The 20,775-nt window shown below is 59.0% G+C and carries 17 protein-coding genes and 1 pseudogene; 9 read left to right on the forward strand and 9 right to left on the reverse strand.

Annotated elements, in window-relative coordinates; all coding sequences use genetic code 11:
* Nucleotides 1-15: 15 nt before the first annotated feature.
* From glmU to D7S86_RS30055, 4 genes and pseudogenes are all read left to right on the forward strand, one after another.
* Nucleotides 16-1,380: a bifunctional UDP-N-acetylglucosamine diphosphorylase/glucosamine-1-phosphate N-acetyltransferase GlmU gene (gene glmU, locus D7S86_RS01560; RefSeq protein ID WP_121082554.1), complete on the forward strand. Its 1,365-nt coding sequence runs from the start codon at nt 16-18 to the stop codon at nt 1,378-1,380.
* Between the two features lie 52 nt (nt 1,381-1,432).
* Nucleotides 1,433-3,250: a glutamine--fructose-6-phosphate transaminase (isomerizing) gene (gene glmS / locus D7S86_RS01565; protein WP_121082556.1), complete on the forward strand. Its 1,818-nt coding sequence runs from the start codon at nt 1,433-1,435 to the stop codon at nt 3,248-3,250.
* Between the two features lie 247 nt (nt 3,251-3,497).
* Nucleotides 3,498-3,938, forward strand: a pseudogene (locus D7S86_RS30585) (TniQ family protein); the annotation flags it as partial.
* 105 nt (nt 3,939-4,043) lie between these two features.
* Nucleotides 4,044-5,180 carry a hypothetical protein gene (locus tag D7S86_RS30055; protein ID WP_240647951.1) on the forward strand — a complete coding sequence of 379 codons (1,137 nt, stop codon included), beginning with the start codon at nt 4,044-4,046 and terminating at the stop codon, nt 5,178-5,180.
* Here D7S86_RS30055 and D7S86_RS30590 read toward each other — a convergent pair.
* The 8 genes from D7S86_RS30590 to D7S86_RS01610 all read right to left on the reverse strand — a co-directional run bounded on the left by D7S86_RS30590 (nt 5,134) and on the right by D7S86_RS01610 (nt 12,513).
* Nucleotides 5,134-5,631, reverse strand: a complete 498-nt coding sequence (locus D7S86_RS30590; RefSeq protein WP_420813199.1) for a TnsD family Tn7-like transposition protein — start codon at nt 5,629-5,631, stop codon at nt 5,134-5,136. The two genes, D7S86_RS30055 and D7S86_RS30590, sit on opposite strands and share 47 nt — an antisense overlap.
* A 22-nt stretch (nt 5,632-5,653) precedes the next feature.
* A complete protein-coding gene (locus tag D7S86_RS01580) occupies nt 5,654-6,112 on the reverse strand; it encodes a 2OG-Fe(II) oxygenase (protein ID WP_121082565.1) in 459 nt (152 codons plus the stop codon).
* On the reverse strand, nt 6,109-7,209 hold the full coding sequence (ada, locus tag D7S86_RS01585; protein ID WP_121082568.1) for a bifunctional DNA-binding transcriptional regulator/O6-methylguanine-DNA methyltransferase Ada: 1,101 nt from the start codon (nt 7,207-7,209) through the stop codon (nt 6,109-6,111). Before ada ends, D7S86_RS01580 begins: the two co-directional genes overlap by 4 nt.
* Before the next feature lie 557 nt (nt 7,210-7,766).
* Entirely contained in the window at nt 7,767-8,480 is a 714-nt protein-coding gene (locus D7S86_RS01590; protein ID WP_121082570.1) for a GntR family transcriptional regulator, read from the reverse strand.
* Nucleotides 8,477-9,571: a branched-chain amino acid ABC transporter permease gene (locus D7S86_RS01595; RefSeq protein WP_121082573.1), complete on the reverse strand. Its 1,095-nt coding sequence runs from the start codon at nt 9,569-9,571 to the stop codon at nt 8,477-8,479. Before D7S86_RS01595 ends, D7S86_RS01590 begins: the two co-directional genes overlap by 4 nt.
* Nucleotides 9,568-10,479, reverse strand: coding sequence for a branched-chain amino acid ABC transporter permease (locus D7S86_RS01600; RefSeq protein ID WP_121082576.1), 912 nt, complete (start codon nt 10,477-10,479; stop codon nt 9,568-9,570). The genes D7S86_RS01595 and D7S86_RS01600 overlap by 4 nt, the downstream gene beginning before the upstream one ends.
* Nucleotides 10,480-11,220: an ABC transporter ATP-binding protein gene (locus tag D7S86_RS01605; protein WP_205962727.1), complete on the reverse strand. Its 741-nt coding sequence runs from the start codon at nt 11,218-11,220 to the stop codon at nt 10,480-10,482.
* Between the two features lie 75 nt (nt 11,221-11,295).
* Nucleotides 11,296-12,513, reverse strand: a complete 1,218-nt coding sequence (locus tag D7S86_RS01610) for an ABC transporter substrate-binding protein (protein WP_205962728.1) — start codon at nt 12,511-12,513, stop codon at nt 11,296-11,298.
* 208 nt (nt 12,514-12,721) lie between these two features.
* Here D7S86_RS01610 and D7S86_RS01615 point away from each other — a divergent pair, with 208 nt between their 5' ends.
* The 5 genes from D7S86_RS01615 to D7S86_RS28980 all read left to right on the forward strand — a co-directional run bounded on the left by D7S86_RS01615 (nt 12,722) and on the right by D7S86_RS28980 (nt 20,035).
* Nucleotides 12,722-13,441 (forward strand): ABC transporter ATP-binding protein, encoded by a 720-nt coding sequence (locus tag D7S86_RS01615; protein ID WP_121082581.1) that lies wholly within the window; start codon nt 12,722-12,724, stop codon nt 13,439-13,441.
* A gap of 180 nt (nt 13,442-13,621) precedes the next feature.
* The gene (locus D7S86_RS01620) at nt 13,622-14,512 is read left to right on the forward strand and encodes a carbon-nitrogen hydrolase family protein (protein ID WP_158601833.1); all 891 of its coding nucleotides are present in this window, start codon (nt 13,622-13,624) and stop codon (nt 14,510-14,512) included.
* Nucleotides 14,513-14,527: 15 nt separating this feature from the next.
* The gene (locus D7S86_RS01625) at nt 14,528-15,469 is read left to right on the forward strand and encodes a cyclase family protein (protein WP_121082587.1); all 942 of its coding nucleotides are present in this window, start codon (nt 14,528-14,530) and stop codon (nt 15,467-15,469) included.
* A gap of 213 nt (nt 15,470-15,682) precedes the next feature.
* Nucleotides 15,683-18,652 (forward strand): FAD-binding and (Fe-S)-binding domain-containing protein, encoded by a 2,970-nt coding sequence (locus D7S86_RS01630; RefSeq protein ID WP_121084186.1) that lies wholly within the window; start codon nt 15,683-15,685, stop codon nt 18,650-18,652.
* Nucleotides 18,653-19,726: 1,074 nt separating this feature from the next.
* On the forward strand, nt 19,727-20,035 hold the full coding sequence (locus D7S86_RS28980; RefSeq protein ID WP_147432194.1) for a hypothetical protein: 309 nt from the start codon (nt 19,727-19,729) through the stop codon (nt 20,033-20,035).
* A 198-nt stretch (nt 20,036-20,233) separates the two neighbouring features.
* Here the strand turns inward: D7S86_RS28980 and D7S86_RS01640 are convergent, their stop codons facing one another.
* Nucleotides 20,234-20,767, reverse strand: coding sequence for a potassium channel family protein (locus D7S86_RS01640; protein WP_121082589.1), 534 nt, complete (start codon nt 20,765-20,767; stop codon nt 20,234-20,236).
* Between the last annotated feature and the right edge of the window lie 8 nt (nt 20,768-20,775).

The following is a 20,775-nucleotide window of genomic DNA, read 5'->3' on the forward strand; positions in this document are numbered from 1 at the left end:
CCGGGAATTCACGCCGTGAATATCGTCATTCTGGCGGCGGGCGCAGGCAAGCGCATGCGCTCCGCTTTGCCGAAGGTGCTGCATCCCCTGGCCGGCCGGCCGCTGCTTTCCCATGTCATCGAAACCGCGCGCGGATTGAATCCGACGAAGCTCGTCGTCGTCGTCGGACATGGCGCCGAGCAGGTTCAGCATGCGGTGGGCGCGCCCGATATCGCATTTGCCGTGCAGGCGCAGCAGCTCGGCACCGGGCATGCGGTTCAACAGGCGCTGCCGTTTCTCGATGCATCTGTACCCACGCTTGTACTCTATGGCGATGTGCCGCTGACGCGCGCGTCGACGCTCGAACGTCTCGTCGCGGCGGCCGCGGGCGGACAGTATGGCGTGTTGACCGTCGATGTCGCGGATCCGACGGGTTACGGCCGCATCGTGCGCAATGCGCATGGACGTGTCGTGCGTATCGTCGAACACAAGGATGCGACGCAGGCCGAGCGCGAGATCGCCGAGATCAATACGGGGATCGTGATTGCGCCGACCGCGCGCTTGGCCGCATGGCTGGCCGCGCTCAAGAATACGAATGCGCAGCAGGAGTTCTATTTGACCGACGTCGTCGAATCGGCGATTCGCGATGGCGTCGAGGTCGTGACTGCGCAGCCCGATGAGGAATGGGAAACGCTCGGTGTGAACAGCAAGATGCAGCTCGCCGAACTCGAGCGCATTGCGCAACGTAATACTGCGTATCGCTTGCTTGAAGAAGGCGTGACGCTCGCAGATCCCGCGCGTATCGATGTGCGTGGCACGTTGCGATGCGGCGCGGATGTGTTTATCGATGTGAATAGCGTATTCGAGGGTGAGGTCGATATCGGCGACGGTGTGTCGATCGGTCCGAATTGCGTGATCCGTAACGCGAAGATCGGCGAGGGGACGCAGATTGCCGCTTATACCGCGATCGACGATGCGGTCGTCGGCGAGCGCACCGTGCTTGGGCCATATGCGCGCTTGCGTCCGGGCGCCGAGCTTGGCGACGAGTCGCACGTCGGCAATTTCGTCGAGATCAAGAATGCCGTGCTCGGTGTGGGTGCGAAGGCGAATCACTTGAGCTATATCGGCGACGCCGATATCGGTGCGCGCGTGAATATCGGCGCGGGCACGATCACGTGCAATTACGATGGGGCGAACAAGCACCGGACGATCATTGAAGACGATGTCTTCGTCGGATCGGATACGCAGCTTGTCGCGCCGGTGCGTGTGGGGCGCAATACGACGATCGCGGCGGGTACGACGGTCTGGAAGGACGTGGCGCCCGATATGCTCGTGCTCAATGAGAAGACGCAGAAGACGCGCGAGGGGTATGTGCGGCCGGTCAAGAAGAAGTCGAAATAGCAGCGCCTGAGTCAAGCCCGTTCACGCCAATTTACTTTCAGGAATATTGCTCATGTGTGGGATTGTTGGAGCCGTCGCAAAGCGCAATGTGGTGCCGATTCTCGTTGAAGGTCTTCGCAGGCTCGAATATCGCGGCTATGACTCGTGCGGTGTCGCCGCGATTATCGACGGGCAAGCGCAGCGTGCGCGAAGCGTGGCGCGTGTGGCGGATCTTGACGAGCAGATTCGCGAGAGCAAGCTTGAAGCGGTGACGGGGATTGCGCATACGCGATGGGCGACGCATGGTGCGCCGGTGACGGACAATGCCCACCCGATTTTTTCGCGCGATGCGATTGCGATCGTGCATAACGGGATCATTGAGAATTACGAAGTGCTGCGTGAGGAGTTGCGCGCGAAGGGGTATGAATTCGTATCGCAGACGGATACGGAAGTCATCGCGCATCTCGTGCATAGCGTGTATCGCGGCGATTTGTTCGAGGCGGTGCGTGCGACGGTGGCGCGTTTGCATGGCGCGTATGCGATTGCGGTGTTTCACAAGGATGAGCCGCATCGGATCGTGGGGGCGCGTCAGGGGTCGCCGTTGGTCGCGGGTGTGGGCGAGCACGAGAATTTCCTTGCATCGGATGCGCTCGCGTTGGCGGGCAGCACGGAACGGTTCATCTTCCTTGAGGAAGGGGATGTCGTGGATGTGACGCTCGATGGCGTGCGGATCCTCGATCGTGACGGGCGGTTTGTCGAGCGCGAGGTTCGGCACGTGGCGGCGTATGGCGGCGCGGTCGAGCTGGGGCCGTATCGGCATTTCATGCAGAAGGAGATTTTCGAGCAACCGCGTGCGATCTCGGACACGATTCCGGGCGGCGATGTGTTTGCGCCTGAGCAATTCGGAGAAGGGGCGGCCGAGGTGCTCAAGGGGATCGACAGCATTCTGATTCTTGCGTGCGGCACGAGTTCGTATGCGGGGATGACGGCCAAATACTGGCTCGAATCGATTGCACAGATTCCGACGCAGGTCGAAGTCGCGAGCGAGTATCGGTATCGGGATTCGGTGCCGAATCCTAAGGCGCTTGTCTTGGTAATTTCGCAATCGGGCGAGACGGCGGATACGTTAGCCGCGCTTAAGCATGCGCAGGCGCTTGGGCATCGGCATACGATGGCGATCTGCAATGTCGCGACGAGCGCGATGGTGCGGCAGACGTCGTTGTCGTTCCTTACGCATGCGGGGACGGAAATCGGCGTGGCGTCGACGAAGGCGTTCACGACGCAATTGACGGCGTTGTTCGTGCTGGCGTGCACGATCGCGCGTTTGCGTGGGCGGCTTGATGCGTCGCAAGAGGTGTCGTTCACGCATCAATTGCGTCACTTGCCGGCGGCATTGAATAGCGTGCTGGCGCTTGAGCCGCAAATTATCGCTTGGGCCGAGGAATTTTCGCGCAAGGAAAATGCGTTGTTCCTTGGACGCGGATTGCATTATCCGATTGCGCTTGAGGGTGCGCTTAAGCTTAAGGAAATTTCGTATATCCACGCGGAAGCGTATCCGGCGGGCGAGCTTAAGCATGGTCCGTTAGCGCTGGTGACGGAAGCGATGCCGGTGGTCACGGTCGCGCCGAACGACGCGCTGCTTGAGAAGCTCAAGTCGAATATTCAGGAGGTGCGCGCGCGTGGGGGCCAGCTTTATGTGTTCGCGGATTCGGATACGCGGATCGTCAACGCGGAAGGGCTGCATGTGATCCGCATGCCTGAGCACTATGGTCTGCTGTCGCCAATCCTGCACGTGGTGCCGCTGCAGTTGCTCGCGTATCACACGGCGTGCGCGCGTGGGACGGATGTGGATAAGCCGAGAAATTTGGCTAAGTCGGTGACGGTGGAGTAGGGGGGGCTTCTGTCTGCGTGTGTGGTGATTATTTGCAATTATGTTTGCCCCTTTACAAATATGTTTGCCTCTTTGCAAATATGTTTGTCCTGAGTTTGGGGTTGCACAGGGCTTCCAGTGAGGTAGTCGACGTTTGGGAAGAGCCATCAAGGAAGCGGAGGCCGCGGACGAGCGGCCTTCTGGAGATCGGGCGCACGGGGACGATGAGCCCGAGGTACTGACGCAAGCCGGTCTCGGGCCGCAGATCTTGTGCGCTCCGGCCATTCCGGGCGAAAGCTTGGTTTCCCAGGTCGGGCGTTATCACGTCACCAGCGGTAACCCGACCACGCGGGACACCTACACTGATCTGTTTCGACGAGATCCGTTCCAGCTCACTTTCTGGGTTCCATCGCATATCGGCGCGCTCTGTGACCGCCTTCCCGGCCGACCAGCCGCAGCGATGCTCCGTCTTCTTCGGGAAAGTACGCTGTTTCCCTTGCTCGAGATGTTTACCGGCGCGAGGTTCTCCGCACGGGATAACCGGGAGAATATCGACGCGGTACTTCAGAGTCTTCCGAAACGGATGGTTGGCGCATATGGGTGGACCCGCCTTTGCCCTTTGTGCTTGAAGGAAGACGAAGTGAAGTACGGGACACCGGCAATCCACAGCGCGCACCAGATACCGGGTGTTTTGGCCTGCTTTCGTCATTGCACTCCGCTCCTAGACAGGTGTCCCACATGTCGATGTCCATTTGAGAGAAAGCACGACCTGGTCATGACGCCCTGGCATGGATGTCCAGCGTGCGGCGCCAACATGAGCGACGGAACGTCGGAAGCGAGTGTGTTGTCTGCCGACGAGAACGTTGTGGGTTTTGCTCGCTTCACTGCCCAGTTGTTGGCGTCGGGGGGGCGTGGAGCGTCTCGCGAGGGGCTGATCAAACTCTACCGGACGCGCATCAGGGAACTGGGCCTGAGCCGCGGGGGCACGGTTGATCGCAAAGAGTTGATTCGGCAGCTCGTCGCTGAGTTCGGCGAAGAACTAGTCAGCCATGTTGATCCGGCGTATCGCACTGCTCGGTTGTCAGGTTGGTTCCATATCCTGATTGCGAGCACGACCTGGGAAGTTCACGTTGGGCGGCATTTGCTGCTGTCCTACTTCCTCTACGAAGATGCCGATAGTTTTCTTAAGCACTATCGCCAGATAGCACTTGATTCGACTGTGCCGATTGGCTTGCGCTCGATTCGACCGGTGATACCGGAGGCAAAGCCAAAGCAGAGCGATCTGATGCTGCAAGTCATTGATGCGTCGAATGGAATCGCAAATTGCGATCTGGATGCTCTATGGCGCGAACATTACGGCCTATTGAAGCGTCTGATTCGGCAAGATCCTGACGCACTCACAAAGCTGGAATCGGCGCTCGATCGCAACCGAGGACGTAAGACCAATGCAGCGGAAATTGCTACGGTAGACGCCCATCCGGACGATGCCTCATGGGCTGAGAGACTTCGGCAGTCTGTGCCCGGTTTCTATGACAGTGCCGAGTGTCCGCAGAATGGGACTCGGAATCGTCTGCTGAGGCGAATTGGTTGGACGCGCAGCAGCACCATCGATTTGCCGCGGTTTCCCCAACTTAAACGTGTTTTGGATGCCGCGTGCGAGTCGCCGTGGCACTTCTATATACGCAGGATTTTGTGGGCCTTGGCCCAGCCATCAGCTCATACGTGGTCGCGTGGTCAGATTCGTGATTCGTCTGGTGTCGAATGGCACAAGGCGATTGTCCTCGTTGACTATTGCGCGCAAAGGGGCCTTCCGAAGACCGCGAACTCCACGAGCGTGATGGCAATACTGCAGGACTGGCAGATCGATCTGAACTGGGAGGGGCCGTGCCCGGAGCGGGTGTTCGCTAGTGCCGGGAGAAACTATCGGCCTCGGAAGCACGACGGCGAGTAGGAATGCCGGCGACGCGATGCAGTTTGGATGGAGCGGGAGAAAGTCCCTCCTTATCTCTCAAATGCCGCTCCCACCACTGTAAGCGTCGCGCCTGAAATTCAGCAACTGTTTCAAGCACGTCCTGGAGCAAGATGCTGCAGATTGGCAGTTTGGCGCGCTGTTTTTCTAGCCAAGACGATCGGCCGGTTCGCCGTCCCAATTCGCTCAGGCTGATTCTGATGGGCACATCCTCGGAGGCACGTATTGCTTGCGCTGCGGATCGAATAGCCCTCGCCAAAGCGATATCTCGCGCAATCCAATCTACCCTGCGCTTCTCCGCCCTCCGCCCACGAGGCAACTCCAGCATGCGCTCATCGAGCCACGCACGGTCATTCCGATAGAGCCACATGTAATACGTCGGTATTTTGTGTCGCAGCTCGCTTGGCGAAGGCGACGGCCGCGATCCGGCCACATCCAGCAATCGACTCCTGGCTTCATCGCGTCGTATGGATCTTTGCTGTCCCCTCGGTGTCCTGATGCAGCGCGAGGTAGTCCCCCTCGCCGAGGCGATTCATATGTGACAACCGCTGAACTTGCCCCGCCTCTCGGTTGAGCTCAAGGAATTCTTCAAATTTGTCCGGGTAGCGGCAGTCCACATTCAACGCTTCATTCCAGCGATTCGCGACAGGAACTAACCAACGATAAAGTGAATCGCGCCACGTGGCCCATGGCCCAGGTAGCTTGGCGCCGAATCGCAGCATATGGCCAACTCCCCGGTTTATTGAGCTCAGTGATTCGCTATGGAGTGAGTCCGATACATCGGCCTGAGCTGCGAGCTCTTTCGCGCGGTCGGGAGCGAGAACGCCTGACAACACGGCGAATCCTTCGGAATCGAGTTGTGCCGCGACGTAGTTTGCATCGACCGACTTCAGTAGAGTTGCGACAGGCGTCATGATTGGAGCTCTTGTGTGTCTTCAGCGCTCGGCGCCGCAGCTTCTCGGCGGAGCAGTTCCCGTTTACGGTCTACGCCCCATCGGTAGCCGGAGATGTCTCCGTCTTGCCGTACGATGCGATGACAGGGAACCGCGACGGCTATGTGATTTGCACCGCACGCTTGCGCGACTGCACGCATGGATTTTGGCGCTCCGATACGCTTGGCAATGTCGGTGTAGCTTGCTGTCGTGCCTGGTGGAATTTCGCGCAGAGCTTGCCAGACGCGTTCCTGAAAAGCTGTTCCCCGCACATCCAGCGGGAGATTGAGCCCGATTGAAGGCGCTTCGACAAATCCGACAACCTGCGCGACGAGTCGTTCGAATTCGGCGTCTCCGCCAATGAGTTGGGCCTTCGGGAATTGGTCCTGCAAATCGCGAACGAGGGTGTTTGGGTCGTCATCTATCAAAATTGCGCAGATACCGCTCTGGCTTTGCGCAACCAGAATCGCGCCGAGAGAGCATTGCCCCACTGCGAAACGAATGACGGTTCCAGTGCCCCCGGAGCGGTACTCCCGAGCTCGCATGCCCAATAACTGCTGAGATTGTTCATAAAATCGGCTGTTGGAATTGAAGCCGGCGTCATAGATGGCGTGCGTCACGTTGGCGTCGGGGTTGCTCAACTCTTCACGCAAACGACGCGCACGCGATGCAGACGCGTACGCCTTTGGCGTCAGTCCGGTCTCCGCCTTGAATAAGCGATGGAAGTGGAAGGTGCTCACGCCAGCGAGAGTGGCGAGGTCCTCGAGGTTGAGCGGCGTTTCTGCTTCGTCGATGAGCCGGCAGATGCGAGCTACAAGCGCCGCACGCTCGGTGGCGACGCTCGTTTGGTCACCTCTAACTCGACGACTTTTTCGATAGCCTGCTGCCTCTGCTTCTTCCGCCGTGTCAAAGAAAACTACATTCTCGCGCTTGGGTAGTCGTGTGGACGAGCTTGGGCGGCAGTACACGCCGGTCGTCCGAACTGCATAGACGAAGTGACCGTCAGCGACAGAGTCGCGGTTGCGAATTGCTTCCCAGCGTGCATCGTCTGTGTCGTAACTTGATGCGATGGCGCTCATGACGAGTGTCCCTATATTCCTTATCTGCGAACCAGAATAGGTCGGGACTCGTTTGCAAGAACTCCGATTCTTGCGGACAAATTCGCTCGGCATATGGCGAATTTTATGGCTCGAACCGCCGCTGCAAAAGGAGTGCCACAAGCGCCGCTCGCCGTGAGGTGTACGCGGTGGGCCTCAACCGTGACGTGCGAACAGATTGGCAGCGGGGCGACACCCTTCGGATACTCGTGTATCGCCCTGAAGGAGTTGTGCGTTGGGCCTACGCCTGTGTTTCAGAAGTGAAGAGTCTACGTATTCTTGCTGTTTTCTGGCCTCGTCGAACGACATCTTCGCGGCGACAATCGACGGCGCGGATGACGTTCTTATTCGCCACAGCTTTTCACCCAACGCTCCGCACCGCGCCGTCACTGACGTGTGAGCCGTGAAGTGCCCCGCGAAGTCCCATCCGCAAGAAGCGCGAGTCCGGCGGAGTGATGTCAACGAGCGCTCTGTTTTCACCGTCGAAGCCCGAGCAGCGCAATATCGCTTCGCCGGCGAGACACCCCAAGCACGCCGTTCTACTCGTCCGCATCCGCCTCCGGATACGCCGCCGAAATCCGTCGCCAAGCCTCCTGAATATGCTCTTCCAACGCCTTCACCGCCGTAGCCTCGTCGCGCGTATCGATCGCATCGATAATCGGCCAATGATCGACCGCAGCCGCCTCAAGACTTTCGAAGCGATTCTTCACGAGCGTGATCGACATTTGCACTTCCGCGCGAATATTCAAAAATCCGCGCAGCGTTTGGCTATTACCCGACAACTCGACAATACGCAGATGGAATGCGTTATCCGCTTCGACGAGCGCCATTTCATTGCCCGCTTTCGCCGCATCGACCATTTTCTGTACGATGCCCCGAAGTTCCGCATGGTCCTCGGGGGTCATGCGCGGTAACGCCTGTCGAATCGCAAACGCTTCGATTACGGTGCGAAACGAGAAAATATCGGCCATGTCCTGCTTCGAGAACGAACGGACAAATGTGCCGCGCCGCGGCGCCGATACCAACAGCCCGCGCTCTTCAAGCTTTCGAATGGCTTCCCGAATCGGGTTGCGGCTAATACCTAACGTCCGCGCAAGCTCCGCTTCATTGATCCGCTGACCGCCGCGTAAGCGACCGCTTACCAATTGACGGAAGAGATGCGTGGCCACTTGCTCGGACAACATGCGGCTGTCGATGACCACGGGGTCCACCAAGGACGGCGTGGCCGGAATATTCGTGGAATCACTCTTCATTGCCTAGCCCGCAGCTTCTTTCGCTTGAGATTCGCTATCGAAAATTCGCGTGCGCCGATTATACCCTCGCGTCGATACATCAGAACCACGAGCATGGCGCCCGAAAGCACCAATTCCTGAACACCGCTCGGCAGCGCCAGCGTCGTCCCCGCGATCTCGACACCCGACTCCAACCAACGAAAAATCTCCGTGACCGCTTGAATCACAATAACGCCCACCACCGCACCAGCCATACTCCGCATTCCGCCCACGATCAACATCGCTAACGTAATAAACGTCAAATCAAGAAAATAAGAATCCACGGAGATCGTGCCCACGAAATGCGCCTGCATGACGCCCGCCATTCCCATGACCGCACCCGATATCGTGAACGCAATCAGACGCGACCAATACAGGGAGACGCCCGCCGCCTTAGCTGCAACCTCGTCTTCCCGGCTAGCGCGCAACAGCAGTCCCCATCGGGATCTTTGATAAAGAAATGCAATCAGCAGCGCAATCGCCGCACCGGCAGCAGCGACCGGCACCGTGACAAACGTCGGCAGTCCCACAATCGAACCCGTGCCCATTGTGACGCTGTCCCAATTCGAATAGACCGTGTTCCACACGAATAGCACGGCAAGCGTCGAAATCGATGCGGCGAGTCCGGACAGTCGCATCAGCACAAGTCCGACGACAAACGCCGCCGCGGCCGCCAAGGCCGTCGATGTCGATGCGGATACCCAAATCGGCAAACTCCGATCGAGCAAAAACGCGGGAAGACCGGACATGACCATCGGCTTGAGCGCTTCACAACACGTCTGCCACGCCGACGCATACGCCGCGATGGCCATGAACGTCACCTGGCCGAAGGAAATAATTCCCGAGTTGCCGATGAAGATATAGAGCCCAAGCACGGTCACCACGCGAATCAGCAGCAACGTCACCATGCTCTGCAACTCCGGACTTCCGAAGCCCGCGACAAGTGACGCGCCGGCGAGCAACGGAACAAGGATCAACAGAAACGGCGACCAGTCGATTAGCCGAGCCTCGACTCGATGCGGAAGCGCGGCGCGCGGTGGGGTGATGCGTGCGGTATCGGATGGGTTGATCATACGCGTTCCCGATTATTGCTATTGGCGATGAGTCCGTTGGGCTTCACGAGCAAAGTCAAAATGACAAGCGCGAACACGCCCGCATCGCGGAATGGGCGGAGGTCGGACGGCAAGTACGCCTGCAGGAACACGCCGAAACATCCGACGATAAAGCCGCCAAGAACGGCGCCCGCAAGCGAACCCATGCCGCCGATGACGGTGGCGAAAAACGCATAGATCACCGGAAGCGAACCCATATGAATGTCGAGCGTGCCGGTTTGCATCACGAACAACATCGATACGGCACCGGAGAGCACGCCGCTGATCGCAAAGGCGACCGCGATGATGCGGTTCGCCGGAATGCCGAGCAAGCGCGCCATTTGAAAATTCTCGGCCGCGGCTCTCATCTGGATGCCCATCGGCGTCAAGCGCAAGAACATCAACAAAGCGATGAGCAGCGCCGCGCATACGCCGATCGTGATCAACTCCGTGCCAGGTACGCGTAATCCGCCGATGCCGATCACCGTATTGAGGCCGTGACTGATATCGATGGACTTCGGGCGGCTCGTGTACACGAGCATCACCAGATGCTGAAGGAAATAACTGACCGCGAACGACGACACCAAGAGTGTCGCCGCATTCGTTTGTCGCAGCGGGCGAAACGCAATGCGCTCCGTGACCAAGGCAATCACGATGACCAGCGCAATGATCGCGCATAGCATCAACGGAATCGGCAATGCCCCGAACATCAATCCGGGCGCGGCGGCCGCGCTCGGGACAATCAAGGAATACGCGCCGATCGTGATGTAGTCGCCTTGCGCGAAATTGATCAGACGCATGATGCCGAAGACAAAGCCGATCGCGAGCGCAACAAGCGCATACAAGCTACCCAGCGCGGCGGCATCGACGATGGTTTGAGCAAAATACATTTAGGCTGCCTCCGGTTGGCTATCGCGATGTGTTGCCTTGTCGCCCAGATAGGCCCGACGCACGGCTTGGTTTGACTGAATTTCCGCAGGCGTGCCCTCCGCAATACTTTTGCCTCCATCGAGGACATGGATGCGTTCACACGCACCCATGACGACGTCCATATTGTGTTCAATCAGCAGCACGCCACAGCCGAAGTCACGCGGGATCGCGGCAATCAAATGCATCAATGCCTGACATTCCGCCTCGTTCATGCCCGACGCGGGTTCGTCGAGCAACGCGAACTTCGGGTCGAGCGCCAAGGCTCGACCGATGCCAATACGGCGCTCGTTTCCATAAGAGAGGCTGTCGCAGGGTTGATCGATCATGTCGAGACACTCCATCCAGTCGAGGATCTCCGCCGCGCGCTTTCTCGCGAGCCGATTTCCGAGGCCCGCGCTCATGGCCGCAACGGCGAGATTTTCTCCGACGCTAAGCCCTCTAAAGAGCCGACCCGCCTGAAACGTCCGACCGATTCCCGCGCGGGCAGTCATATGCGGACCCTTGACGCCCACTGCGACGTCGTCCAACTTCATGCTCCCCCGCGTGGGTTGCTGGAACCCGCTCAAGACATTGACCATCGTGGTCTTGCCGGCCCCGTTAGGTCCGATTAACCCGAGGACTTCACCTTGTCTCAGGCTTAGCGTGACATCCGTGAGCGCGGCAATTCCGCCGAAGGTGACATGCACACCTTCGGCGACCATGCGAGAACCGTGAGCTGCTTTCATATCGCCGATGATCAAATATGTGTCTTGCTGGAAAGGGGGAGGGCGAAATGCTTAGCTGCCGATTCGGAACAGAAGCTTCGTGTCCGGCGTGAGTTGGTTTTTGTACATTTCGACGGCGTGAAACGAGCCGTTCGAGACGTCCATGATCAGCCACGGGCGATTCACCTGAATATGCAGATCCTTTCGATACGACGTCGGACCCGCCAGGAACGGTTGGTTGTCGAAGCTGTTCATGGCCGCGACGACCTTGTCGGTGTCGGTCGAATTCACCTTCGTCACGGCGAAGGCCCATTGTTCGATCAAGCTATAACCGAGCACGGAATACGACGAGACCGGCGGTTGGCCCCAACGCGCTTTGAAATTGTTCACGAACGCATTCATCGCGGGGCGCGGATCGTCACCATAGAGCGACATCAGCGCGGGCACGTAAAAGTCCTTCAAATTCGGCACGGCGCTGAGCCAGTAGTTATCGGCCATCGCGGTGATGCTAAGAATCGGCACGGTAATTCCCGCGGCGCGAAGCTGACGGACTGCTGATGCGCCGCCCGGCGTGCGGCTGCACAAAAATACCGAGTCCGGCTTCTTCGCCAAGCTGTTGATCCGCGTGATCTGCGGCGCAATCGAAGGGTCTTCGTTCTTGAACGTGTCGTCGCCGAGGATCGTTTCCTTGCCGCCGTCTTTGGCCCATGCGGCCCGGAAGCCCGCGCAACCCGATTTCGTATATTCGTTCGACGTGTCTTCAAGCACATACGTCGTCTTCAAGCCCAATTTCTTTTGTGCGTATTCGGCAATCGCAATGCCTTCGGATTGCGCGGCGCTGGTCGCGGTGAATGCGTATTGCCCGACGCCCTGCGAGCCCATCTTGGGGTCGGCGGCACACAAGCTGATCGAGACGATCTTGGCCTTCTGCGCGGCGAGCGCCGCAGGCGCGCCGAAATCGTAGTCGCACGACACCACGAGCAATTTGACGCCTGCCTGAACGAGTTCCGCGCCCGCACTCGCCGAGCGCTCCCGATCCGTTTTCGTGTCGATCACTTTGTAGGTCACGGGTTGACCCAAGAGGCCGCCGGCCTTGTTGATTTCGTCGATCTTCAACACGGCGGCCTTGAACGGCGCGGCGTCGTAGTTTTGCAGCCAACCGGACTCGGCGATCGCGAAACCGATGGTGGGCGGCTGACTCTCCGCTCCGCTCGCAGACGAAACAACCCCTGTCCCTAAAACGCCAAACACCGCCATGGCCGCCGCGACCCGCTTAAAGAAACTGCGCATTTTTGCCCCTCGTTAGTGACCCGCTACCCAGGCAAGCCATCCGGCTCGCGTTCTGAATTTCGTCCACTGTGGACTGTGGACAGATGAAATATTCGAGAGCACAATAAAGTTAGTCAAGTGCTTTGTGGTCCGACTCGGGTCAACCCTAGCCTCTTGAAAACACGGACTGGATCGAATTCCGAGCAGATCGACAACGGGGGTATCGAGAGTGTTAGAGATCAAAGAACTGCATGCTTCATACGGTCAACTGATGGCGCTTAACGGCATCGATCTGACAATTCGCGCGGGAGAAGTGGTCTTTGTCGTCGGGCCCAACGGCGCGGGAAAATCGACCTTGCTCAAATGCATTTCGGGTCTGCTCAAGCCTCGATCGGGCTCGATTGCTTTCGCGGGACAACCGATCGTCGGCGAGCAGCCTGAGCGACTGTGTCGACGCGGGCTCGCTCTAGTGCCCGAAGGACGCCACATCTTCGGAACGCTGACGGTCGAAGAAAATTTGCGGCTCGCGACGATGCACCGCAAAGATCGCGCGGATGTGCGCGCCGATCTCGAACGCATGCTCAAGACCTTTCCCATTCTCGAAAAGCGTCTTAAAGGGGCTGCCGGTTATCTCTCGGGCGGCGAACAGCAGCAACTCGCCATTGCGCGCGCCGTGTTGCTCAAGCCCTCGCTCATGATGATCGACGAGCCCTCGCTCGGGCTCGCGCCCTTAGTGACCGATCAGGTCTACGAGGGCCTTCGAACGCTCAACGAAAGCGGACTCACCTTGCTTGTCGTCGAACAATCGACTTCGCGCGTGCTCGATCTTGCCGATCGCGTCCTCGTGCTGCGCAACGGCAAAGTCGTCAAGACGCAAGAGGCCGATGAACTGGGTAACGGAGACACGCTGGAAGCCGCGTACTTCGGATACGAAACCGAGCACGCGTAATGCGGAATGCGGCATAGCGGGATGGCATCGCCGCGCATTCGAGTGTGTTTTACCGCATCGCGTGGATCCATCGTCGCCGCCGCATTGCACCGCATTCTCGGGTCTAGATCGTGTTCGAGAATGATGGAGCGGCCGACCCGATCCACTCAATCCACAACCCGTCTTTCTTTGGAGAGCTTTATGGTTTCGGCCAGCGATCTAAACGTACCGCAGGCACCTATTCGCGTGGCGGTGGCACAAACCGATCCCCGTCTAAACGATGTTCCGCACAATCAAAACATCGTGCGGCAAATGACGCTGCAAGCCGCAGAGCAGGATGCCAAGCTCGTCGTGTTTCCCGAGTGCATGCTGACGGGCTATTGTTTCGCGAGCCGACAGGAAGGCTTGGATAACGGGCTCGATATCGACGGCCCGGAAATCGCCGACGTGATTCGATTGGCCGCGCAAACGCAGATGCATATCGCTTTGGGCTTCGTCGAAGTCGATCGAACAGGGGCGACCGAGAAGCTCTACAACACCGCGGTTCTCATTACGCCGCAGGGCCGCGTGCACGCCTATCGGAAAGTCCATTTGCCGGACCTGGGGGTCGATCGTTTCGTCGACACCGGCGATTTGCCGATCACCGTGTTCGACACCGATATCGGGCGCATTGCATTCAGCATCTGTTACGAAGCGCGCTTCCCCGAGCACAGCCGAGTGCTTGCGCTGCAAGGTGTCCAACTGCTGTTGCACATCACCAACCTGCCGCGCATCGCAAATGCGGTCGTCGATGTGTTGCTGCCGGCCAGAGCACTCGAAAATCATGTTTTTGTCCTGTCGTCAGGACGGATAGGATTGGAGCGCAACTATCAGTTCTTGGGCCATAGTCGAATCTTCGGCTTGCAAGGCGAGATCCTGGCGCGAGCGAGCGGCGACACCGTCGAGCTCATCACCGCCGATCTGTCGCCCGCGCAGGCCGACCTGAAAACGCAAACGATCGATGCTCAAGACGGCAAACCGGATCCGCATCAATTCAGGATGTTTAGCGACAGGCATCCCGAGCTTTACGGTCTTATTAGTCACTCGAACTAATTCAGTGGAGAAATCATGTGCGACTACGTCCATCCCCGAACGCTCAAGGTCAGTCTTAGCCCGTGGGGGCCCGACGATGAAATCGGCCGACTCAATTGGATCACGGACGAAAGCCGCGATCTCGTGATGCGATCGATCGACAGCAGCCGATCGTTCGATGTGTCGGTCAAGTATTTTCTCGGCATGCCGTCATGGTCCGCGGCGGGCGATCCGCCGTTTCAGATCTGGATGACGCATACGCCGAAGGGCAACGAAAACGACGCGCTGTTGAACGTCTCGCAAGAAAGCAAAGAGCTCATCAGTTATTCGGGCGACGCGATCTCGATGTACACCCACTGCGGCACGCACATCGATACCTTCAATCACTTCGGTTATCGCGGTCAGATCTGGAACGGATACAAGGAAGCCGACGATTTGGGCAGCCGGCATTGGAACAAATGCGGGCCGGAGAAATTCCCGATCATCTGCGCGAGAGCGGTGTTGCTCGATATCGCGGCGTGCAAGGGCGTCGACCGACTGCCTCCGTCGTATGGGATCGGCAAAGCGGATATCGACGAGGCGATGGCAAAGCAGGGCGTCGAGATTCGCAAGGGCGACGTCGTGATGCTGCGCACGGGCATGATGACGGTGTGGCCCGATCGCGATCTGTTCATGAAGCACTCGCCGGGCTTGAACGTCGAAGGCGCTGAATATCTGGCCGGCTTGGGCGCGATGATTATCGGCGCCGACAACATCTCGCTTGAAAACGCCCCGTCGCCGGAACCGGATAACTACTTCCCCGTGCATACCTATTTGTTCAGTGAAGTCGGTATTCCGATCATTGAACTGTTGTGGCTTGAGGAATTGGCGAAAGAGAAGGTCTACGAGGTGGCGTTCATCGGTCGGGCCATGCCGATCGTCGGCGCAACCGGCGCGCCGCTGCAGCCCGTCGTGTTTCCCCTCAAGCGGTCCGCTTGAACGCATCGTGCGTTGTCATCGCATGAGCAACGCTCGCCCGTCTCAAATGGGGCGAGCGTGTGTTCCCTACGTTCGCGCAGCCTAGGGCCACATGCCGCGCGTGTGTCTTTTGACGCACACGCCTCGTCCGTGACGCGCCGCGTTCCACAGGCGCGTGCGTAAAACATTGTTCCGTATACGTGACCGATGACGTCGCGCTCCGCGCGCGACGTCATGGACCCTGTTCGACCTCTCTACCGTTTCAAAGCCAACGTGAAAGAAGCCAAGCCGTTCGAGGCCAGCGCCGCCCTGCTGCAAAATCTTGAGAGCGAACTTCGCGCGACGGTTCGCGGCGAGGTTCGATTCGACGCGGGCGCCAAGGCGCTGTACGCCTCGGATGCATCCAACTATCGGCAAGTGCCGCTGGGGGCGGTGGTGCCGGTCGACGTGGAAGATCTCGTCAACACGGTACGTGTATGCAGGGAACAGGACGTCCCGTTTCTGACGCGCGGCGGCGGCACCTCGCAAAACGGACAGTGTGTGAACGTCGCCGTGGTCGCGGACACGAGCCAATATGTGAATCGCGTCGTATCCGTCGATACTGACGCGCGAACCGCGATCGTCGAACCGGGTGTGATCTGCGATCAGCTACGCGATGCGGCCGAGCAATATGGCTTGACGTTCGCCCCCGACCCCGCGACGCATAGCCGATGCACCTTAGGCGGCATGATTGCCAATAATTCATGCGGCGCGCACTCGGTCATGGCCGGCAAGACCATGGAAAACGTCGAGTCGCTGGAGATCGTGACGTATGACGGCGCGCGATTCTGGGTCGGGCCCACATCGGACGAGGAGCTCGGCCGGATCATCGAAGAGGGCGGGCGTAGAGGCGAGATATACCGCGAACTGCGCGATCTTCGCGACACCTATGCCGACCACATTCGAGCGGGTTTCCCAGGCATCAAGCGTCGTGTTTCCGGATTCAACCTCGATCAATTGCTTCCGGAGAATGGCTTCAACGTCGCGCGCGCGCTCGTCGGCACAGAAGGCACGTGCGCCATCACGCTACGCGCAAAGGTGCGCCTGGTCCAAAGTCCGTCGTGCCGCGTATTGCTCGTTCTCGGATTCGACGACATCTTTGCCGCGGCCGACGCCGTGCCGCATTTCACGCGATTTTCGCCGATCGCAATCGAAGGACTGGACCGCGCGATCATTCGTGGTTTGCAAGCGCGCGGTCTTAAGCAAAAAGAAATCGCGCTCCTGCCGGGCGGGGACGGTTGGGTCGTCCTCGAGTTTGGTGCGGATAGCGTGGCCGACGCGCTTCGGCAAGCGAACACGGCGGCGGCGTATTTCAGGGAAGGGCTAGGGGGCGATCGTGTGACGGCGCTCGTCGTCGACAAAAAAGATCAGCAGCAAGCCATCTGGTCGATACGCGAAACCGGGGCGTCCGCCGTTGCGCTTTCGAATGATCCGAGCCGGCCCGATCCCATCGTCGGCTGGGAGGATGCGGCGGTCGATCCCTTGCGTCTTGGCGATTATCTTCGCGAGTTCCAGGCGCTCGTCGACACGTTCGGATACGAGACCTGTTTGTACGGCCATTTCGGAGATGGTTGCGTACATGCGCGGATTACCTTCGATATCCGGTCGGCGGAAGGCGTCCGCACGTGGCGCGCATTTCTCCGCGAGGCCGCTCAACTGGTCGTGAAGTTCGGCGGCTCGTTGTCCGGCGAGCATGGCGACGGCCAGGCCAAGGCCGAATTCCTGCCGATCATGTATGGCCCGGAACTCATGCGGGCCATGGAAACGTTCAAGGCGATCTGGGATCCGGCGAATCGACTCAATCCGGGCAAGGTCGTGAACGCCTATCGCGCGGATGAGAATCTGCGAATGGGGCCTGTCTATAAGCCCGTTCGTCTGACGACCAAGCTGACGTTTTCGAGTCCCGAGGGCGACGGTCTGCAGCGCGCGGTCGAGCGATGCATCGGCATGGGGAAATGCCGCTCGCTCGATGGCGGCACGATGTGCCCAAGCTTTCGAGCCACGCGTGAGGAACGGTTTTCGACGCGCGGTCGAGCGCATTTGTTTTGGGAAATGCTGCAAGGCGATCTGATTACGGATGGCTGGAACAGCACCGAGGTCAAGGAAGCGCTCGATACGTGCCTTGCGTGCAAGGGCTGCAAGTCGGACTGTCCGACGCACACGGATATGGCTTCGTACAAAGCGGAATTTCTGTCGCACTACTACGAGCGCCATCGACGGCCCCGTCAGGCGTGGATGATGGGCCGTATCGGACAATGGGCCCCGCTTGCGGCACGGTTGCCATGGTTGGTCAATTTCGCGACCTCGTTCGGGCCGCTGGCTTCCTTGAGCAAGCGTGTGGCCGGCGTTGCGCTCAAGCGTCCCATCCCGGCCTTTTCGTCGCGGCCCTTCCGATCGATGGCGGCAAGCAAAAAAAGAATCGCCGAGAGACGAGCGGGCACGCGCGCGCGCAGGGTCATTCTGTGGGTCGACACGTTTAACGATCACTTCACGCCGGACATCGCACAAGCCGCGACCGAGGTGCTCGCCGCGCTCGGCTATGAGGTGGTGCTGCCGCGCAAGCGGCTCTGTTGCGGACGTCCGCTCTACGATTTTGGTTTGGTCGACCAGGCGCGCGAATTACTGCGCGAGGTCATTCATGAATTCGCCGACGACATTCGACAGGGGACGCCGCTCGTGGGCCTTGAACCGGGCTGCCTTTCGGTCTTCAAGGACGAGTTGCTCAAGCAGTTGCCCGCGGAGCCGCTCGCAAAGCAACTGGCTCAACAGACGTATATGTTTTCCGATTTCGTTTCCGCGGTGGATTTCGCGTGGCCGACGCTGGATGCCGACGTTGTTCTGCATGGACATTGCCATCAGAAAGCGCTGTTCGACATGAAGCGAGAGACGGCCTTGCTCGATCGAATCGGCGTGCGTTGGACCCTACTCGATACAGGCTGCTGCGGAATGGCCGGCTCGTTTGGCTTTAATGAGGAACACTACGATCTGTCGATGAAGATCGGCGAGGAGAAGCTTTTTCCATTGCTGCGCGCGACCGCATCGGAGACGTTCGTCGTCACAAACGGATTCAGTTGCCGCGAGCAGATCGAACACGGTGTGAATCGGACGACGCTGCATATCGCCCAACTCCTGCAACGCGCGCTCAACCAGAGGCAGGTTGTCTGAGCGGGATTTCTCCGCTTTGCCGAAGTGTTTCGGGGGATCGGCAAGGAATCTCGGAAGTTCGCAAACGACGCCTTAAAGGACTGGCTCAAAACGCATTCGTTAGAGACGGCGCCCTCGAATCGAGGGCGCCGTAGCTCGTAACCTTTATTCAAGCGATCACTCAGTGAGTCGCATTCGAAGCGTGAGACCCACGAAGCGATTTGCGATCAAGCCACTGCGGCAGCGGTACCGTACTGGAAAATAATGAGCAGACCCGGGCCGCCGTTTCCGCCGAGACCGCCGGTGACGGAGCCTGCACCGGCACCGCCGCAACCAGGAGCCGTTGCAGAACCATCTGTGCCAGTATGCCCTAGACCCCCAGCCCCGCCGAACGTAGAGCCGCCATTCCCTCCCTGCTTAGCCCCGCCACCGCCCTGCGCTAACGTCCCACCGACGTTAAGAAAGCCACCCGTTGCCGTACCGCCGGCCCCACCGATGGCCGTGGCGCTCCCCGTCCCTGCGATGCCCCCCGTGGCCGATGCGAGCGATCCATAAGATGTCGCACCGCCATCTGTCGCCGCCGTCGCGTTTGTTAGTCCCCCAGTCCCACCAGCACCCACTGTGACCGACACGGGGCCCGTGTAATTGAAGAGCCCCTCAAAATAGCCGCCGCCCCCGCCACCGCCACCCGCGTTTGCGCCGCCCACCACCGCACCGCCTCCGCCCCCACCGCCAGACCACCCGCGGACATGCACGAGCGTGGTACCGGGCGCAGCCGTGAACGTTCCAGACGCGGTCAGCGTTTGTACCGAAAGAAACCGCCCCGTCGCTTGGCCAAGTTGCATTGCCTGGTCGCTCTGGACTGCGGGCGCAACTTGCTGCGCACCGCCCGCGCAACTCAGCAGCACCCAACACACGCTGCCATCGTTGAGCAAAGGGCCGATATACGACACTAAGGTGACGTTACCGCCTGCGACGATCTCGGCACCTTGAAGCGCTTGAGCTCCTAAACCGAAGATGGGCGCCGCAGTCAGTCCATCCGGTGCATACGTGGACGCCCCATCATTCGTTACGGTCGCCTGAAATGTTTGCACAATGCCACTTGCTGTTGGCAACGCGCTCATGGGTAATGAATTTGCGGCAGCATACGCAGTCATCGATTTTTCCTCGTATCGAATTGGCCGACAACAGACGACACAAAAGGATTTTTCCTTTGCGCGCCATAGAGTGAAAAATTCACTCGCAGGCATCGTAGCAATTGATATGAGGAAACTCTATCGCACAGCAAACGTTTTTTATTCAGTGCATTACGATATATTTCTTCGATCATCGAAAATATCGATGAATATCGATCGGCGAGTGCTGCATTTAATGAATTTGGCGAAACGTGCCGTGTTGAGTTAATTTCTTTTATATTAAATTGATATTTGCATCAAACATCGTCGTCGTATTCGCGCCTTAGCACCGAACCGCGTAGCTCACCGCGATGTCATATCGATCATCGCCTACCCATGGGGTATCCGGAGCACGTTGCTCCATCACGCACAGCGTGAATAGCCTTGCGGATTGAATCGGTAACAGCGAGTTGCCCAAAGTTTCGCGTCACTCGACCGGATTTCTCCGCTTCGCCGAAAGAATGGCCAAGCCCGTTACCGCGTAAATGGAGAACCCGAGTGCTTGCGAGGCGGCGAATATTTTCGCGCCGTCGGTGAGCGGCGCGAGGTCTCCATACCCGAGCGTCGTCGCCGTGATCACGGAGAAGTAAATCGCCCCTTGCACGCTAAGGCCCGTCGCGATTTCGTTCGCAAGGTCGCCCACGTTCGCAGGGTTCGGCGCGCCGACGCATCCGAGCAACCACCATTCGAGCGTATAGAAGACGAGCAAGATGACAAAGCCGAACACATAGGCAAACGGAATCGTCTGGTCCTGATGCTTGATCTCCTCGTCCTTGACGGTGACTTGCGTCATGCGAAGCAGCAGCGAGACAAGCAGGACCACGCCCGCGAACGCGGCGAAATAGAACGCGCCATCGTGAATGCGGTACGTCTGCCCGAAGTACACGGAGACGAGGATCGAAGCCGCCGCAAGGATCAGCGAAGTGACCGCAGGGAGATTGCCAAGCGATTTGCTTTTCATCGTTCCGG

The sequence above is a fragment of the Pararobbsia silviterrae genome (genome assembly GCF_003628125.1).
Classification (GTDB): domain Bacteria; phylum Pseudomonadota; class Gammaproteobacteria; order Burkholderiales; family Burkholderiaceae; genus Pararobbsia; species Pararobbsia silviterrae.

What these genes read in the sequence shown, in the direction of transcription:
- D7S86_RS01610 (WP_205962728.1), bottom strand. Translation starts at nt 12,513, where the DNA reads ATGCGCAGTTTCTTTAAGCGGGTCGCGGCGGCCATGGCGGTGTTTGGC.
- ada (WP_121082568.1), bottom strand. Translation starts at nt 7,209, where the DNA reads ATGAGCGCCATCGCATCAAGTTACGACACAGACGATGCACGCTGGGAA.
- D7S86_RS01640 (WP_121082589.1), bottom strand. Translation starts at nt 20,767, where the DNA reads ATGAAAAGCAAATCGCTTGGCAATCTCCCTGCGGTCACTTCGCTGATC.
- glmS (WP_121082556.1), top strand. Translation starts at nt 1,433, where the DNA reads ATGTGTGGGATTGTTGGAGCCGTCGCAAAGCGCAATGTGGTGCCGATT.
- D7S86_RS01600 (WP_121082576.1), bottom strand. Translation starts at nt 10,479, where the DNA reads ATGTATTTTGCTCAAACCATCGTCGATGCCGCCGCGCTGGGTAGCTTG.
- D7S86_RS01620 (WP_158601833.1), top strand. Translation starts at nt 13,622, where the DNA reads ATGGTTTCGGCCAGCGATCTAAACGTACCGCAGGCACCTATTCGCGTG.
- D7S86_RS30055 (WP_240647951.1), top strand. Translation starts at nt 4,044, where the DNA reads ATGAGCGACGGAACGTCGGAAGCGAGTGTGTTGTCTGCCGACGAGAAC.
- D7S86_RS01595 (WP_121082573.1), bottom strand. Translation starts at nt 9,571, where the DNA reads ATGATCAACCCATCCGATACCGCACGCATCACCCCACCGCGCGCCGCG.
- D7S86_RS01605 (WP_205962727.1), bottom strand. Translation starts at nt 11,220, where the DNA reads ATGGTCGCCGAAGGTGTGCATGTCACCTTCGGCGGAATTGCCGCGCTC.
- D7S86_RS01590 (WP_121082570.1), bottom strand. Translation starts at nt 8,480, where the DNA reads ATGAAGAGTGATTCCACGAATATTCCGGCCACGCCGTCCTTGGTGGAC.
- D7S86_RS01630 (WP_121084186.1), top strand. Translation starts at nt 15,683, where the DNA reads ATGGACCCTGTTCGACCTCTCTACCGTTTCAAAGCCAACGTGAAAGAA.
- D7S86_RS28980 (WP_147432194.1), top strand. Translation starts at nt 19,727, where the DNA reads ATGCCACTTGCTGTTGGCAACGCGCTCATGGGTAATGAATTTGCGGCA.
- D7S86_RS01580 (WP_121082565.1), bottom strand. Translation starts at nt 6,112, where the DNA reads ATGACGCCTGTCGCAACTCTACTGAAGTCGGTCGATGCAAACTACGTC.
- D7S86_RS01625 (WP_121082587.1), top strand. Translation starts at nt 14,528, where the DNA reads ATGTGCGACTACGTCCATCCCCGAACGCTCAAGGTCAGTCTTAGCCCG.